13 protein-coding genes are annotated in these 15,779 nt (G+C 66.5%); 5 read left to right on the top strand and 8 right to left on the bottom strand.

Features of this window, described 5'->3' with window-relative positions; translation table 11 throughout:
• Positions 1 to 117 precede the first annotated feature (117 nt).
• Both gyrA and ssb read right to left on the bottom strand, forming a co-directional pair.
• Positions 118 to 2,883, bottom strand: coding sequence for a DNA gyrase subunit A (gene gyrA, locus ACW9UR_RS13480; protein WP_458917513.1), 2,766 nt, complete (start codon positions 2,881 to 2,883; stop codon positions 118 to 120).
• A 151-nt stretch (positions 2,884 to 3,034) separates the two neighbouring features.
• Positions 3,035 to 3,532 carry a single-stranded DNA-binding protein gene (ssb, locus tag ACW9UR_RS13475; RefSeq protein ID WP_458917512.1) on the bottom strand — a complete coding sequence of 166 codons (498 nt, stop codon included), beginning with the start codon at positions 3,530 to 3,532 and terminating at the stop codon, positions 3,035 to 3,037.
• Positions 3,533 to 3,766: 234 nt separating this feature from the next.
• Here ssb and ACW9UR_RS13470 point away from each other — a divergent pair, with 234 nt between their 5' ends.
• From ACW9UR_RS13470 to ACW9UR_RS13460, 3 genes are all read left to right on the top strand, one after another.
• Entirely contained in the window at positions 3,767 to 4,396 is a 630-nt protein-coding gene (locus ACW9UR_RS13470) for a lytic transglycosylase domain-containing protein (RefSeq protein WP_458917511.1), read from the top strand.
• A 129-nt stretch (positions 4,397 to 4,525) separates the two neighbouring features.
• Positions 4,526 to 7,405, top strand: a complete 2,880-nt coding sequence (uvrA, locus tag ACW9UR_RS13465; RefSeq protein WP_458917510.1) for an excinuclease ABC subunit UvrA — start codon at positions 4,526 to 4,528, stop codon at positions 7,403 to 7,405.
• A 96-nt stretch (positions 7,406 to 7,501) separates the two neighbouring features.
• On the top strand, positions 7,502 to 7,666 hold the full coding sequence (locus ACW9UR_RS13460) for a hypothetical protein (RefSeq protein ID WP_458917509.1): 165 nt from the start codon (positions 7,502 to 7,504) through the stop codon (positions 7,664 to 7,666).
• A gap of 109 nt (positions 7,667 to 7,775) precedes the next feature.
• On the opposite strand, the gene ACW9UR_RS13455 is transcribed toward ACW9UR_RS13460, so the two are convergent.
• The 6 genes from ACW9UR_RS13455 to ACW9UR_RS13430 form a co-directional block, all read right to left on the bottom strand.
• Complete coding sequence (locus ACW9UR_RS13455; protein WP_458917508.1) at positions 7,776 to 8,837, bottom strand: DUF1214 domain-containing protein; 1,062 nt, start codon at positions 8,835 to 8,837, stop codon at positions 7,776 to 7,778.
• 113 nt (positions 8,838 to 8,950) lie between these two features.
• Complete coding sequence (gene mmsB, locus ACW9UR_RS13450) at positions 8,951 to 9,823, bottom strand: 3-hydroxyisobutyrate dehydrogenase (RefSeq protein ID WP_458917507.1); 873 nt, start codon at positions 9,821 to 9,823, stop codon at positions 8,951 to 8,953.
• A 16-nt stretch (positions 9,824 to 9,839) separates the two neighbouring features.
• On the bottom strand, positions 9,840 to 10,865 hold the full coding sequence (locus ACW9UR_RS13445) for an enoyl-CoA hydratase/isomerase family protein (protein ID WP_458917506.1): 1,026 nt from the start codon (positions 10,863 to 10,865) through the stop codon (positions 9,840 to 9,842).
• Positions 10,862 to 12,010: an acyl-CoA dehydrogenase family protein gene (locus tag ACW9UR_RS13440; protein WP_458917505.1), complete on the bottom strand. Its 1,149-nt coding sequence runs from the start codon at positions 12,008 to 12,010 to the stop codon at positions 10,862 to 10,864. The genes ACW9UR_RS13445 and ACW9UR_RS13440 overlap by 4 nt, the downstream gene beginning before the upstream one ends.
• Positions 12,011 to 12,071: 61 nt before the next feature.
• Positions 12,072 to 12,587, bottom strand: coding sequence for a hypothetical protein (locus ACW9UR_RS13435; RefSeq protein WP_458917504.1), 516 nt, complete (start codon positions 12,585 to 12,587; stop codon positions 12,072 to 12,074).
• A gap of 83 nt (positions 12,588 to 12,670) precedes the next feature.
• Positions 12,671 to 14,170 (bottom strand): CoA-acylating methylmalonate-semialdehyde dehydrogenase, encoded by a 1,500-nt coding sequence (locus tag ACW9UR_RS13430; protein WP_458917503.1) that lies wholly within the window; start codon positions 14,168 to 14,170, stop codon positions 12,671 to 12,673.
• A gap of 101 nt (positions 14,171 to 14,271) precedes the next feature.
• On the opposite strand from ACW9UR_RS13430, the gene ACW9UR_RS13425 reads away from it, so the two are divergent.
• Both ACW9UR_RS13425 and ACW9UR_RS13420 read left to right on the top strand, forming a co-directional pair.
• Positions 14,272 to 15,171: a LysR family transcriptional regulator gene (locus tag ACW9UR_RS13425; RefSeq protein WP_458917502.1), complete on the top strand. Its 900-nt coding sequence runs from the start codon at positions 14,272 to 14,274 to the stop codon at positions 15,169 to 15,171.
• 94 nt (positions 15,172 to 15,265) lie between these two features.
• A complete protein-coding gene (locus ACW9UR_RS13420; protein WP_458917501.1) occupies positions 15,266 to 15,703 on the top strand; it encodes a CBS domain-containing protein in 438 nt (145 codons plus the stop codon).
• Positions 15,704 to 15,779: the final 76 nt, after the last annotated feature.

Below are 15,779 nucleotides of genomic sequence, written 5' to 3'. Positions count from 1 at the left end.
TGCGCCCCGGATCCGTGCCGGGGTGTGTTGCGATGCGGGGATAGATACAGCGTCGCCCGATCTGGACAATCCGGAAACGCATCCACAGATTGTCCACGATCGGGCGACGATAAGCGTTTACTCTTCGGGCGCCTCGGTGCCCTCGGCGGGGCCTGCGTCGTCCTCGCCGTTCTCGCCATTGCCATTCTCGGCGATCCACGCGACCGAGACGACCTCTTCGCCCTTGGCGGTGTTGAACACCTTGACGCCGCCAGCCCCGCGCGAGCGGAACGAGATGTCTCCGACCGGGCAGCGGATCGACTGGCCGGTATTGGTCACCAGCATGATCTGGTCGCCCGGATCGACCGGGAACGACGCCACCAGCGGACCGCCGCGCATGCCTTTGTCGATGGCCTGCACGCCCTGGCCGCCACGCCCGCGCACCGGGTAGTCGTGGCTGGAGCTGAGCTTGCCCAGGCCGCGCTTGGTGATCGTCAGGATCAGGTCCTCGGCCGCCGACATCGCGACATAGCGTTCCTGGCTCAGCGCCACGTCCGCCACGGGCTCGTCATCGGCATCCGCGCCTTCGTCATCGGCCCCGGCAACAGCGCGGCGCATCTTGAGATAGGCGGCACGCTCTTCCGAGCTGGCCTCGAAATGCCGGATCACGGCCATCGAGACGACCTCGTCGCCCTCGGCCAGACGGATGCCCCGCACCCCGGTGGAATCGCGGCCCTTGAACACGCGCACGGCGGTGGTCGGGAAGCGGATCGCCTTGCCTAGCGCGGTTACCAGCATCATGTCGTCGGTTTCCGACGCGATGCGGGCGTTCACGAGGCTCACGTCCTCGGGCAGTTTCATCGCGATCTTGCCGTTCGACTTCACGTTGGTGAAATCGCTGAGCGCGTTGCGCCGCACGTCGCCGGAACTGGTGGCGAAGACGATCTGCAGATCGGTCCAGTCCTCTTCGTCCCGGTCGACGGGCATGATCGCGGCAATCGAGGTGCCCTGCGGGATCGGCAGGATGTTGACGATCGCCTTGCCGCGCGCATTGCGCCCGCCTTGGGGAAGGCGCCAGGTCTTCAGCTTGTAGACCATCCCGTCGGTGGTGAAGAACAGCAGAGGCGTGTGGGTGTTGGCGACGAAGAGGGTCGTGACGACGTCCTCGTCCTTCATCGCCATGCCCGCGAGCCCCTTGCCACCGCGCTTCTGCTCCCGGTACTCGGTCAGCGCGGTGCGCTTGATATAGCCCGACATGGTCACCGTCACGACCATGTCCTCGGGCTCGATCAGGTCTTCGTCGTCGAAATCGGCGGCATAGTCGACGATCTCGGTGCGGCGGGGCACGGCGAACAGCTCGCGCACTTCGCGCAACTCGTCGCTGATGATGCCCATGATCCGCTCGCGCGAGCGCAGGATGTCGAGATACTCGGTGATCTTGCCGGCCAGTTCTTCCAGCTCGTCCGTCACTTCCTTGACACCCAGCTGGGTCAGACGCTGCAGCCGCAACTCGAGGATGGCGCGGGCCTGCGTTTCCGACAGGTTGTAGGTGCCGTCCTCGTTCATCTTGTGGCTGGGATCGTCGATCAGCTGGATGTAGGGCGCGATGTCCGAGGCCGGCCAGCGCCGCGTCATCAGCTTCTCGCGCGCCTCCGCCGCATCGGCCGAGGCACGGATCGTGGCAACCACCTCGTCGACGTTGGACACGGCAACGGCCAGACCGCAGAGCACATGCGCCCGCTCGCGCGCCTTGTTCAGGTCATGCGCGGTGCGCCGGGCGACGACTTCCTCGCGGAAGGCGACGAAGGCCGTCAGGAAACCGCGCAGGGTCAGCTGTTCCGGCTTGCCGCCGTTGAGCGCCAGCATGTTGCACGCGAACGAGGTCTGCAGCGGCGTGAACCGGTAGAGCTGGTTCAGCACCACCTCGGCGGTCGCATCGCGCTTCAGTTCGATCACAACGCGCACGCCGAACCGGTCGGATTCGTCCTGAACGTGGGCAATACCTTCGATCTTCTTGTCGCGGGCCAGTTCGGCGATCTTCTCGATCATCGTCGCCTTGTTCACCTGGTAGGGGATCTCGGTGACAACGATCGCGTAGCGGTCCTTGCGGATTTCCTCGATGGTCGAGCGGGCCCGGAGCAGGACCGAGCCGCGGCCCTCGAGATAGGCCTTCTTCGCGCCCGAACGGCCCAGCATGACGCCCCCGGTGGGGAAGTCGGGGCCGGGAACATACTCCATCAACTGTTCCGAGGTCAGGTCCGGCGTCTCGATCAGCGCCAGCGTCGCGTCGACGACCTCGCCCAGGTTGTGGGGCGGAATGTTGGTGGCCATGCCGACGGCGATGCCGCCCGCGCCGTTGACCAGCATGTTCGGGAACCGCGCCGGCAGCACCGTCGGTTCCTGCTGCTTGCCGTCGTAGTTGTCCTGGTAGTCGACGGTGTCTTTCTCGATGTCCGCCAGCAGGTAGTTCGCCGGCTTGTCCATGCGGACCTCGGTGTAGCGCATGGCCGCCGGGGCATCGCCGTCCATCGAGCCGAAGTTGCCCTGGCCGTCGAGCAACGGCAGCGACATCGAGAAGTCCTGCGCCATGCGGACCAGCGCGTCATAGATCGCGCTGTCGCCATGCGGGTGGTACTGACCCATGACGTCGCCAACCGGCCGTGCCGACTTGCGGTAGGCCTTGTCGAACGTGTTCCCGGTCTCGTGCATTGCATAGAGGATGCGCCGGTGCACGGGTTTCAGCCCGTCGCGCAGATCGGGGATCGCGCGGGAAATGATGACGCTCATCGCGTAATCGAGGAAGGATGTCTCCATCTCATCTTCGATGGCGATGGTGGGTCCGGAATGTACCGGACGCTCGGGCGGCTCTTCGCCGTCCTGCGGGGGGATCGGATCGTCGGTCACGGGGCGGTTGCCTGCTCTTCTTGTCCCGGTATCTTGTGTGCGGGACTATAGACCACGACGATATCGGGTAAAAGCTCAATGTGGCGCGGGCCGGTATCGGCGCGTGCGGCGGTTCCGGGGCAGGGGCCCCGAAACCGGGAGTTGGGCGGGGTCAGAACGGGATGTCGTCGTCCATGCCACCCGAGGGCGGGCCCGACGGGGCCGGTGCGCCGCCGCCATAGTCGTCGCCGCGGCTGTAGCCGCCACCGCCGCCCTGGCCACCGCCATAGCCGCCACCGCCGCCACCACCCTGGCCGCCGGGGCTGTCGAGGAAGGTCATTTCGCCCTTGTAGGGGCGCAGCACGACCTCGGTGCTATACCGGTCCTGGCCCGACTGGTCTTGCCATTTCCGGGTTTCCAGCTGGCCTTCCAGGTACACTTTCGACCCTTTGCGCAGGTACTGCTGCGCCAGGTCCGCCAGCCGTTCGTTGAAGATGGCCACGCTGTGCCACTCGGTCCGCTCGCGGTTCTCGCCCGTATTGCGGTCGCGCCAGCGCTCGGACGTCGCGACGCGCAGGTTGCAGACCTTGCCGCCGTTCTGGAACGTCCGCACCTCGGGGTCCGCCCCGAGATTGCCGACCAGGATTACCTTGTTCACGCTTCCGGCCATTGCCGTCTGCCCTCCACTCGAATCTGTAGTTCGCGCGACCCTATCCACTTTGCGTGGGCCGCGCCACGCCCGACCTTGCCCCGATCCGACACGGGGCAGGGTTAACACCGGGTTTAGGCGCCGCGTCGGGCGGTGTCACGCCGCGAAACCTCTGTTGAACCGCCAAGGGGTGCGCCGCGCGATATCCTCTGCTAATGAGGCCGCGGACGAATTGAGGATTACGGGCGAGGAACGATGGACAACGCGATGCGAGCGGTGGTCGCAAGCGCTTTGTGCGCGTTTGGGATTTTTTCGGCGGGCAGCGCGCCCGCACAGGGTCTTCTGGGGGGCGGCTCGGCGCTTTCGGCCTATGACCGCGACCTGATCCGCCTGCCCGAGAAGGGCAGCCGCAGGAACGCGCCGCGGATCCATTCCGCCGCCCGCGAAGAGGAAGAGCCGATGGGCATCTCCATCGACGCCTACAAGCCCGGCGATCCGTTCCTCAGCGCCGGCCGTGCGCCCGACAGCCCCTATGCGATCCACGCCCGCGCCGCCGCGCAGCGCTACGGCGTGCCGACCGATCTGTTCTACAAGCTGGTCACGCAGGAAAGCGGCTGGAATCCCCGGGCCGTCAGCCACAAGGGCGCCATCGGGCTGGCGCAGCTGATGCCCTTTACCGCGCGCAAGCTGGGCGTCGATCCGCACGATCCCAAGCAGAACCTCGACGGCGGCGCACGCTACCTGGCGGAACAGTACCGTCGGTTCCGCGACTGGCGGCTGGCGCTGGCAGCCTACAACGCCGGCCCCGAGGCGGTTCAGCGCTACAACGGCATCCCTCCGTATCGCGAGACGAAGAACTACGTCGCGGTCATCATGGGCGACTGACCGCCGCCCTCGGGTCGATGTCAGTAGACCCGAATGCCGGGTCTTGTAAATGTTCCGTTAATGTTCCAGTTTGCCGGGGTGGGATTCCCCGCTCCGTGCCTTACATAGGTCCGGGCGCAGGAGGGGCTTATGGCTGAACTCAAGAACATCGAGATCCGCGGCGCGCGGGAACACAACCTCAAGTCGGTGGATGTGGACATTCCGCGCGACCAGCTGGTGGTGATCACCGGCCTGTCGGGCTCGGGCAAATCGTCGCTGGCCTTCGACACGATCTATGCCGAGGGGCAGCGCCGCTATGTCGAATCGCTGTCGGCCTATGCCCGCCAGTTCCTCGACATGATGCAGAAGCCGGACGTGGATCACATATCGGGCCTCAGCCCGGCGATCTCGATTGAGCAGAAGACCACCTCGAAGAACCCGCGCTCGACCGTCGGCACGGTGACCGAGATCTACGACTACATGCGGCTTCTGTTCGCCCGCGTCGGCACGCCCTACAGCCCGGCCACCGGCCTGCCGATCGAGGCGCAGCAGGTGCAGGACATGGTCGACCGCACCATGGCGATGGAGGAGGGGACCCGCGGCTACCTGCTGGCGCCCATCGTGCGCGACCGCAAGGGCGAGTACCGTAAGGAATTCGCCGAACTGGCCAAGCAGGGCTTTCAGCGCGTCAAGGTGAACGGCGAGTTTCACGAACTCGACAGCCCGCCGACGCTGGACAAGAAATATCGCCACAACATCGACGTGGTCGTGGACCGCATCGTCGTGAAAGAGGGGATCGAGACCCGGCTGGCGGATTCGTTCCGCACCGCGCTCGACCTCGCCGATGGCATCGCGATCTTCGAGACCGCCCCCCGCGAGGGCGATCCGGTCCGCACGACCTTCAGCGAAAATTTCGCCTGCCCGGATTCCGGCTTCACCATCCCCGAGATCGAACCGCGCCTGTTCTCGTTCAACGCGCCCTTCGGCGCCTGTCCGGTCTGCGACGGGCTGGGCAAGGAACTGTTCTTCGACGAACGCCTCGTGGTTCCCGACGAAGGCATCAGCCTGCTCGGCGGGGCCATCGCGCCCTGGGCCAAGTCCAAGTCGCCCTATTTCCGGCAGACCGTCGAGGCGATCGCCAAACATTACGAGTTCGATCCTCGCACGCCGTGGCGCGACCTGCCGAAGAAGGTACAGCAGGTCATGCTGCGCGGCAGCGAGGGCACCAAGATCAAGTTCCGCTATGACGAGGGCGGCCGCGTCTACGAGGTCTCGCGCCCGTTCGAAGGCGTGATTCCCAATATGGAGCGCCGCTACCGCGAGACCGACTCCAGCTGGGTCCGCGAGGAGTTCGAGCGCTACCAGAACGATCGCCCATGCGGTGCCTGCGAAGGCTATCGTCTGCGCCCCGAGGCACTGGCCGTGAAGATCGGCCCCGCCAGCGATAAGGACAAGCTCCTGCATGTCGGCCAGGTGGTCGAGATGTCGATCAAGGAGGCCCACGCCTGGTGCGAGTCGGTCCCCCAGAACCTGACCGCCCAGAAGAACGAGATCGCCCGCGCGATCCTCAAGGAAATCCGCGAGCGTCTGGGCTTCCTGAACAACGTCGGCCTCGACTACCTGACGCTGTCGCGCTCGGCCGGGACGCTGTCGGGCGGCGAAAGCCAGCGGATCCGGCTTGCCAGCCAGATCGGCTCGGGCCTGACCGGCGTGCTCTACGTGCTGGACGAGCCGTCCATCGGCCTGCACCAGCGCGACAACGACCGGCTGCTTGGCACGCTCAAGAACCTGCGCGATCAGGGCAATTCGGTGATCGTCGTCGAGCATGACGAGGAAGCCATCCGAGAGGCCGACTACGTGCTGGACATCGGTCCCGGGGCAGGGGTCCACGGCGGCCAGATCATCGCCGCCGGCACGCCCGCCGAGATCGCGGCGACGCCCGACTCCGTAACCGGCGACTACCTTGCCGGGCGGCGCGAGATCGCCGTCCCCGCCGAGCGACGCGAGGGCAATGGCAAGTCCATCGTCGTCGAGGGCGCAACCGGCAACAATCTGCAGGACGTCACGGCGGAATTCCCGCTGGGCAAGTTCGTCTGCGTGACCGGCGTCTCGGGCGGCGGCAAGTCCACGTTGACCATCGAGACCCTTTTCAAGACCGCCTCCATGCGCCTCAACGGCGCCCGGCAGACGCCCGCGCCATGCTCGACGATCAAGGGGCTGGAGCATCTGGACAAGGTCATCGACATCGACCAGCGGCCTATCGGGCGCACGCCGCGCTCGAACCCCGCGACCTACACCGGGGCGTTCACCCCGATCCGCGACTGGTTCGCCGGCCTGCCCGAAGCCAAGGCACGCGGCTACAAGCCGGGCCGGTTCAGTTTCAACGTGAAAGGCGGCCGCTGCGAGGCATGCCAGGGCGACGGCGTCATCAAGATCGAGATGCACTTCCTGCCCGACGTCTACGTCACCTGCGAGACCTGCGGCGGCAAGCGCTACAACCGCGAGACGCTCGAGATCCAGTTCAAGGGCAAGTCCATTGCCGATGTGCTCGACATGACCGTCGAGGACGCCGAGCAGTTCTTCTCGGCGGTGCCCTCGATTCGCGAGAAGATGACCGCGCTGATGCGGGTCGGTCTCGGATACATCAAGGTCGGCCAGCAGGCGACGACGCTCTCGGGCGGCGAGGCGCAGCGGGTGAAGCTCAGCAAGGAATTAAGCAAACGTTCAACAGGACGCACTTTGTACATCCTGGACGAGCCGACGACCGGGCTGCATTTCGAAGATGTTAAGAAATTGCTGGAAGTCTTGCACGAGTTGGTCGCGCAGGGAAATTCCGTGATCGTCATCGAGCACAACCTCGATGTCATCAAGACTGCCGACCACATCATCGACATCGGCCCAGAAGGGGGCGACGGCGGTGGCAGGATTGTGGCGACCGGCACTCCCGAGGAGGTCGCGCTCGTGACAGAAAGTCATACAGGGCAGTATCTTAAGCCTATGCTGAAGGCCCGAAGGATAGCCGCGGAATAGCTGACGAATTTCCGCCTGAGCGCCCCATTCCTGCCCTAACCCATGGTTAACACTACAACCAACGGTGGTTCTAAACGGTAGGAAGGAACAAGAGCAATGTCGGGCATTCGCAAGGAACGCAAGCAGGATGCCGGCGAGAAGTTTACCGCGATTTTCTTTGTGTTGTGTGCGTTTGCTGCGGTGTTCGTCGGATTCCACAAGGACGCCTTACTCGAGGGACGGATCGTCGAAGTGGTCCTCTCTTACGTGCACGATAGCTGAGATCGAAGCTGACCCACGCCCGCTCGGGCAGGGGCGTGTACTGGGGCTGCTGCCGGATCGGCGCAGCCCCTTTTTCGTGGCGAGTTAGCGCGGTGGAACCGCCTTCGGCTCAGTCCGCCGGTTCGACCGCCGGAAAGGTCCAGTCCCCGGAGAGAATCGCCGACGACGGGCGGTACATCCGCACGACGTAGTTCCATCCGTCCATGATCGGCAGGCAGTTGACCCGGTCGTCCTCGCAGTCGCCGAAGTGCACCGTCATCGATCCGTCCTCGTTCCGCGTTCCGCTGACCGAGTTGACGTTGTAGGCGTCGCGCGCGTTCTTCTCGAAGAAGCCCCGAGCATTGTAGAGGCTGATGGACCAGAACGCCTCGACGGGCACATCTGACGGAACCTCGACCTTGTAGGCGCCCTGCGGAAGGCCCGGCTCCACGTTCAGATAGTAGGCCTGGGTCTCGGGCAGGCCGCCCCAGCCGAAGGCCGCCCCAAGGAAATACTTGATCGGCAGGACCTCGTCGGGAGAGCCGAAGGTCCGGCTGCTGTCGTCATTGTAGCGCGCAAGTTCGAGCGCCGCGTTCAGAACGCCGTCGAAGCTTTCCTCGTCATAGTTCGGCAGGATGAACGGTTTCGACGAGCCGGTCTCGAGCGTGATCTGGTCCTGCAGCGCGTTTACTTCCGCGACGTCCTCGGGGTCCGAGGCATCGACAAGCGTCCGGATGATCGCCACGACATAGGGCGTGTCGAACGTGTCCAGATCCAGAAGGTAACGACCGCCCCCCAGGAACACGTCGTTCATGTAGTGGTCCTGGTTCACGATCTGCGCCGAGATGTATCGCTCGCCCGTTTCGGGCAGAGTCAGCGTCGCGCCCTCGCTGATGTCGATCACCGCCATGCTGTAGAGCGTGTCGCGGTTCATCCGGATGGTTGGCTGAAGGTCGACCGATGTGGGCTCGCGGGCGTGGAACAGCGTGTTCACACCGCCGGCGAGCGCAAGGTACTTCCCGAACTCGATATCCGTCGCGGCGCGCACGAAGTTCTCGACCGTGACGGGTATTTCCCGGGTTTCGAACAGGGCACGCAGGTTGTCAGACGAACTTTCGGCCCGGGCGCCGCCCGGCAGCAGGGCCGCCAGGGCGGCAGCCGCGCACAGGGCGCTTTTCGATGGTGTCTTCATGATCTCCCCCTCTGCCTATGCCGAGGCTCAGGGCCTCGATCTCTGCAGGCAAGAGGATCGGGGGGCGTGCGGAAAGCCGCGTTGATCTGCGTCAAGACCGACCGGGCAGCGCCCTAGTCGGTCCGGTCGCGTCCCGCCAGCCACGGCAACATGGCCGAGAAATCCCGCCCGCGCCCTTCGCTCTCCAGCAACGCCTGGTAGAGCCGCGCGGCATGCGCCCCCAGTGGCGTGTCCGCATGGGCCTGCGCGGCCGCCTCCTGCGCCAGCTTCAGGTCCTTGAGCATCAACTCCGAGGCGAACCCGGGCTTGTAGCCACGATCGGCGGGACTTTCGGGCCCGACGCCGGGCACCGGGCAGTAGGTGTTGACCGACCAGCAGGACCCGGACGAGGTCGAGACAACGTCGAACATCTTCTGCGGATCCAACTCCAGTTTCTGCGCCAGCGCGAAGGCCTCGCAGACGCCGATCATGGTGACGCCCAGGATCATGTTGTTGCAGATCTTCGCGGCCTGTCCCGCGCCCGAGGCGCCGCAATGCACCGATTTCTGGCCCATGATCTCGAAGAGCGGCACCACCGCCGCATAGGCCTCGTCGCTGCCGCCTGCCATGAAGGTCAACGTGCCGCTCTCGGCGCCGCCGATTCCGCCTGATACCGGCGCATCCACCGCGCGCAGCCCGGCCTGTTCCGCCTGTTCGGCCACGGCCCGGGCGCTGGCGACGTCCACCGTCGAGCAGTCCAGGAACACCGCCTCTGAGTCCATGAAAGGGATGATCTCGTCCGCGACCCGGCGAAGGATTTCGCCATCGGGCAGCATGGTGATGACCACGGATCGGCCCGAGGCGGCGTCGGCGGCGGTGGTAGCCGGGTGAACGCCCTCGACCTTCACGCCGGTCACGTCGAACCCGTGGACCCGGTGGCCGGCCTTCGCGAGGTTCCGCGCCATCGGCGCACCCATGTTGCCCAGCCCAATGAACCCGATTTCCATCTGCCTCTCCCTATGGTCAGTCCGTAAATTCCGGTGCGTCCGCGACCGGCGCCAGCATCGCCGAGACATCCGCCTCGTGCACCGCGGCCAGCGAATCCAGCCGCCAGTGCGGCTGCCGGTCCTTGTCGATGATCGCGGCCCGGATGCCTTCGATGAAATCCCCGTCCGAGGCCGCACGCGAGGTGAACCGGTACTCCATCGCCAGCGCCTCGGGCACGCCCGAGAGGTGCCGCACCGTGTGGATCAGCGCCAGCGTGCAGGCCACCGACAGCGGCGAGTTGTCGTGGAGCGGGCCGATCACCTCGGTCCAGCCCTCAGCGCTGACAGCCTCGGCGATCCCGGCGGCGGTCTCGAGCCCGAACAGCCGGTCGATCCGCGGTCGCGTATCCAGCAAGGGCGACGGTCCCGGCGCCCGCGCGGCCTCGGCCAGGCAGGCCGGATCGCCGCTCAGCGTCATTTCCTCGATCAACGCGGGCCAGGCCGCGCGGGGCACGAATAGGTCCGCGAACCCGCAGCCGATGGCGTCGCCGGGCCCCATGCGTGCGCCGGTCATGCCGAGGTATTCGCCCAGCCGTCCCGGCGCCTGCGAAAGCAGCCAACTGCCCCCCACGTCGGGCACCAGCCCGACCGCGCACTCCGGCATCGCGATCTTCGTGCCCTCGCAGACGACCCGGTGCGAGCCGTGGCAGGACACGCCCACGCCGCCGCCCATCACGTAGCCCTGCATCAGCGCGACATAGGGCTTGGAATAGGCGTCGATCCGTGCGTTCAGCCGGTATTCCTCGGCCCAGAACCGGCGGCCGAAATCGAAATCCCCGGCCTTCGCCGTGTGATACATCTCGGCAAGGTCGCCGCCCGCGCAGAACGCCTTGTCGCCCTCGGCGTCGATGATGACCAGCGCGACTGCCGGGTCATCTTCCCAGCCCGCGAGCGCGGCGTCGATGGCGCGGATCATCTCCCACGTCAGCGCGTTCAACGCCTTGGGGCGGGTGAGGGTGATCCGCCCGGCGCGGCCCTCGATGCGGATGTCGATCTCGCTCATGTGTCGCGCTCGGCCAGCAGGGCGCGGGCCACGATCAGCCGCATGATCTCGTTCGAGCCCTCCAGGATCTGGTGAACGCGCAGGTCGCGCACCAGCTTCTCGATCCCATAGTCGGCGAGGTAGCCGTAGCCGCCGTGGATCTGCAGCGCCTCGTTGGCGACCCGGAAGGCCGCGTCGGTGACGAAGCGCTTGGCCATCGCGCAGCGCTTGGTGGCGTCCGGCGCGCCCCGATCCAGCGCCCAGGCCGCCTGCCGAAGGAAGACACGGGCGGCTTCGAGTTCGGTCTCCATGTCGGCCAGCTTGAACTGGATCGTCTGCAGACGGTCGAGCGCCGCGCCGAATGCCTTCCGCTCTCCGGCATAGCGCAGCGCGGCGTCGAGCGCCGTCTGCGCACCGCCCAGGGCGCAGGCGGCGATACTCAAGCGGCCCCCGTCGAGCCCCTGCATGGCGTAGGTAAAGCCGCGACCCTCGTCGCCCAGCAGGTTGCTGCGCGGGATCGGGCAGCCGTCCAACTGCACCTGCGCCGTGGGCTGCGCCCGCCAGCCCATCTTGCGCTCGTTCGCGCCGAAGCTCAGCCCTGCGCTGTCCGAGGGCAACAGCAGCGCGCTGATCCCCGACGGGCCCGGGCCGCCGGTGCGGCACATCACGACGTAAAGGTCCGCGAACCCGCCGCCCGAAATGAATGCCTTGGTCCCGGTCACCCGCCAGCCGCCACCGTCGGGCTCGGCCCGCGTACTCAACGCCGCCGCGTCGGAGCCCGAGCCGGGCTCGGTCAGGCAATAGGCCGCGACGGTCTCGAAGCTCAGCAGCCCCGGCAGCCAGCGTGCCTGCGCGGTTTCGGTGGCCAGCGTCGCGACCATGTTCGTGCACATGTTGTGGATCGAGACAAAGGCCGCGACCGTGGGGCAGGCCATGCCAAGCGCCTCGAAGATCAGCGTGGAATCGAGCCTGCTCAGCCCCGAGCCGCCGTGGTCCTCGGGCACGTAGATCGAGGCCAGTCCAAGCTCGCCAACAGCGCGCAGAAAATCGCGGGGGATCGTCCCGGCGTCTTCCCAGGCCTGGGCGTTCGGGGCGATGCGCTCCTGCCCGAAGGCATGCGCCATGTCGAACACGGCGCGGCTGTCCTCGTTCAGGCTGAAATCCATGTCCCCTCCCGCATGCGTTTTCGACAACGCTAGGGCGCGGGGTGGGCGCAGGCAAGACCGCTCAGTAGCGCGGGAAGTTCAGGTCGAAGCCGGGCCGGGAATAGGCGCGCCGGTTCTTCGGCGGCCGCATGCGCGGCGGGCTCGGCAGAGGGGCGACCACCGGCGGATAATAGGCCGGCGCTCCGCACACGATCTTCCACTTGCTGCCGCGCGTGGCGAAACCGCCGGGCTCGCCCTTGTGCCGGCGCGGCACGCGCACACAGCCGGGATAGACCCCGGCATAGCCGTTGTAGACGCCCACGTAGCTGTCGGAATACGGATCGACGCGGAACCCGCCGGGCGTGTCGTCCTTTTCCTTCGGCCGGTGCCGGTTCGTCTCGCGCGCGTCACGGATGTCCTGCCAGGCCTGATCGCGCTCCTCGGCCTGTCGGGCGAAGAATTCCTCGCGCTCGGCGCTTTCGCCGAAGACTGGGAAACGGCCGGACTCGGTCACCCTTTCCTGCGCGGACAGGGGTGCAGCGAGCGTAAGTGCCAGTCCCAGAAGGGCGGCGCGGCGGAAATGGATCATGCGCGTCATGGCCCGATCATACCGCAAGGCGCGGCGTATATCACGCGCCGTGAAAACGAAGCGGCGGGGCAGGGACCCCGCCGCAACAGTCCTCAGTCCATGGCCTTGAAGTGGAACTCGCCGCCTTCCTTGATCCCCGAGGGCCAGCGTGCGGTAACGGTCTTGGTCCGGGTGTAGAAGCGGAACGCGTCCGGCCCGTGCTGGTTCAGATCGCCGAAGCCGGATTTCTTCCAGCCGCCGAAGGTGTGGTAGGCCAGCGGCACCGGGATCGGCACGTTGATGCCCACCATGCCGATGTTGATCCGGGCGGCGAAATCGCGGGCGGTGTCGCCGTCGCGGGTGAAGATCGCGGTGCCGTTGCCGTACTCGTGATCCATCGCGTAGCCCAGAGCTTCCTCGTAGGTCTCGGCGCGGACGGTGGACAGGACCGGGCCGAAGATCTCGGTCTTGTAGATGTCCATGTCCTTGGTCACGTTGTCGAACAGGCACGCGCCGACGAAGAAGCCGTCCTCGTAGCCCTGCATCGAGAAGTTCCGGCCGTCCACGACCAGCTTCGCGCCTTCCTCGACGCCCCGGTCCACCAGGCCCAGCACGCGCTTCTTGGCCTCGGCGGTGACCAGCGGGCCGAAGTCCACGTCATTGCCTGCGGTGTACGGCCCGATCTTCAGCGCCTCGACCCGCGGGGCCAGCTTCTCCACCAGCCGGTCGGCGGTTTCCTGACCGACGGGAACGGCGACCGAAATCGCCATGCACCGCTCGCCCGCTGCGCCGTAGCCCGCGCCGACCAGCGCATCGACAGCCTGGTCCATGTCCGCGTCGGGCATGATGATCATGTGGTTCTTCGCGCCCCCGAAGCACTGCACCCGCTTGCCGTTGGCGCAGCCGCGGCCATAGATGTACTCGGCGATCGGGGTCGAGCCGACGAAGCCCACGGCGCCGATGTCCTCGTGGTCGAGGATCGCGTCCACCGCTTCCTTGTCGCCATTGACCACCTGCAGGATGCCGTCGGGCAGACCCGCTTCCTGCATCAGCTCGGCCAGCATCAGCGGCACCGACGGGTCTCGCTCAGACGGCTTCAGGATGAAGGCGTTGCCCGCGGCGATGGCCGGGCAGAACTTCCACATCGGGATCATCGCGGGGAAGTTGAATGGGGTGATGCCCGCGGCGATGCCGACCGGCTGGCGCAGCGAGTACATGTCGATGCCGGGGCCGGCGCCGTCGGTGAACTCGCCCTTCATCAGATGCGGCGCGCCGATGCAGAACTCGGCAACTTCCAGCCCGCGCATCACGTCGCCCTTGGCGTCGGGAATGGTCTTTCCGTGCTCGCGGCTCAGCGCCTCGGCCAGCTTGTCCATGTCGCGGTTCAGCAGGCCGACGAATTTCATCAGCACGCGGGCACGGCGTTGCGGGTTGGTGGCAGCCCAGGCGGGCTGCACGGCCTTGGCGCCTTCGACAGCCGCGGCCAGTTCGGCGCCCGAGGCCAGCGGCACCTTGGCCTGAACCTCGCCGGTGGCGGGGTTGTAGACATCCGCGAACCGGCCCGAGGTACCCTTGACGCGCTTGCCGTCGATGAAGTGGCAGAGTTCTTCCATCAGACTTCCTCCTGATCTGCTTTGCGCGCAGGTTAGTCTTGCGGAAATGCAGATAACAGGGGCAATGTCCCAAAAGCGTTTTGCAAAAATAGGGGTGCGTAATGGCGGAGCCGAACTGGGACGACCTGCGCATCTTCCTTGCCGTCGCCCGCGCCGAAAGCCTGACCGGCGCAGCCAAGGCGCTGCGGCTGGACCCTGCGACAGTTGGCCGGCGCGTCGCTCGGCTGGAAGAGGCGCTGTCCGCCGCGCTCTTCGTGAAATCGCCGCAGGGCTACGTGCTGACCGAACCGGGCCAGCACCTGCACGACCATGCCCAGTCCGTCGAGGAGGCGATGCGCGGTGCGCTGTCTCCGGGGCTCGACACGTCGGACCGGCTGACAGGGACCGTACGTATCGGTGCACCCGACGGCTGCGCGACCTACCTGCTGCCGCAGGTCTGCGCCGAGATCTGTGCCGAGCATCCGGGGCTCGAGGTCCAGATCGTCGCGCTGCCCCGGGTCTTCAATCTCTCGAAACGCGAGGCCGACATGGCCATTGCCGTCTCGCGCCCGGCCGCCGGGCGGCTGACCGTGCAGCGGCTGGCAGACTACAAGCTGCACCTGACGGCGGCGAAGCGCTATCTCGACCGGGCCGCGCCGATCCGCACCCGCGCCGATCTCACAGGGCATCCGGTGGTGGGCTACATCCCCGACATGATCTTCGACCGCGAACTCGACTATCTGGCCGAGCTGGGCGTCACGCGCCCGACGCTGGCCTCGAACTCGGTCGCCGTGCAGCTTTCTTTCGTGCGCGAAGGGGCGGGGCTCGGCATCGTGCACGACTTCACGCTGCCCTTCGCGCCTGGCGTGGTCCGCGTCCTGCCCGAGGAACTCTCGCTCTCGCGCAGCTTCTACCTGATCCGCCATGCGGACGACCGTCGCGTGGCGCGGCTCAACCGGTTCGCCGACGCGCTTGCCGCCCGCTTCCGCGCCGAGGTCGCCCGGCTCGAAACCGCCGCCTGACGTGCGCGGACGCACGCCGCGCGCAGCGCGTTCTTGACAGGACGGGATGGCGGTAGGACGCTTGCCGAAGAAACAAAGACAGCGGGAGGCTTTCATGACAGTGCGCCAGATTCTCAAGTCGAAGGCGATCGACAAGGTCCTGACGATCGCGCCGGACGCGAAGGTGCACGAGGCGGCGAAGATCCTTTCGGAGAAGCGGATCGGCGCGCTGATCGTGTCGAAGGACGGCGTCAGCCTCGACGGCATGCTCTCCGAGCGCGACATCGTGCGCGAACTGGGCAAGCGCGGCACCGAGGTGATGGACAACGACGTCTCGGCGCTGATGACGGCCAAGGTGATCACCGCCGCACCGGGCGACACTGCCGTGCAGGTGCTGGAAAAGATGACCAAGGGCCGGTTCCGTCACCTGCCGGTGCTCGAGGACAGCAAGATGATCGGCGTCATCTCGATCGGCGACGCGGTCAAGCACCGCATCGAGGAGATAGAGGCCGAGAACACCGCGCTCACCGACATGATCGTCGGCCACGGCTGACCGCAACCCGGGCGGGCAAGCCCCGCCCACGCAACTCTCCGCGACCCCAAGGGGCTTGACGCGCGGCCCCGTATCG

The sequence above is a fragment of the Halovulum sp. GXIMD14794 genome, from assembly GCF_054457455.1.
Note: the sequence above shows the minus strand (reverse complement) of the source record. Positions and strands in the feature narration are given on the sequence as shown.

Excerpts from the sequence above, each read along its gene's own strand:
- ACW9UR_RS13430 (WP_458917503.1), bottom strand. The coding sequence starts at position 14,170 with ATGGAAGAACTCTGCCACTTCATCGACGGCAAGCGCGTCAAGGGTACC.
- ACW9UR_RS13460 (WP_458917509.1), top strand. The coding sequence starts at position 7,502 with ATGTCGGGCATTCGCAAGGAACGCAAGCAGGATGCCGGCGAGAAGTTT.
- uvrA (WP_458917510.1), top strand. The coding sequence starts at position 4,526 with ATGGCTGAACTCAAGAACATCGAGATCCGCGGCGCGCGGGAACACAAC.
- ACW9UR_RS13425 (WP_458917502.1), top strand. The coding sequence starts at position 14,272 with ATGGCGGAGCCGAACTGGGACGACCTGCGCATCTTCCTTGCCGTCGCC.
- ACW9UR_RS13435 (WP_458917504.1), bottom strand. The coding sequence starts at position 12,587 with ATGACGCGCATGATCCATTTCCGCCGCGCCGCCCTTCTGGGACTGGCA.
- ssb (WP_458917512.1), bottom strand. The coding sequence starts at position 3,532 with ATGGCCGGAAGCGTGAACAAGGTAATCCTGGTCGGCAATCTCGGGGCG.
- mmsB (WP_458917507.1), bottom strand. The coding sequence starts at position 9,823 with ATGGAAATCGGGTTCATTGGGCTGGGCAACATGGGTGCGCCGATGGCG.
- ACW9UR_RS13445 (WP_458917506.1), bottom strand. The coding sequence starts at position 10,865 with ATGAGCGAGATCGACATCCGCATCGAGGGCCGCGCCGGGCGGATCACC.
- ACW9UR_RS13420 (WP_458917501.1), top strand. The coding sequence starts at position 15,266 with ATGACAGTGCGCCAGATTCTCAAGTCGAAGGCGATCGACAAGGTCCTG.
- ACW9UR_RS13470 (WP_458917511.1), top strand. The coding sequence starts at position 3,767 with ATGGACAACGCGATGCGAGCGGTGGTCGCAAGCGCTTTGTGCGCGTTT.
- ACW9UR_RS13440 (WP_458917505.1), bottom strand. The coding sequence starts at position 12,010 with ATGGATTTCAGCCTGAACGAGGACAGCCGCGCCGTGTTCGACATGGCG.
- ACW9UR_RS13455 (WP_458917508.1), bottom strand. The coding sequence starts at position 8,837 with ATGAAGACACCATCGAAAAGCGCCCTGTGCGCGGCTGCCGCCCTGGCG.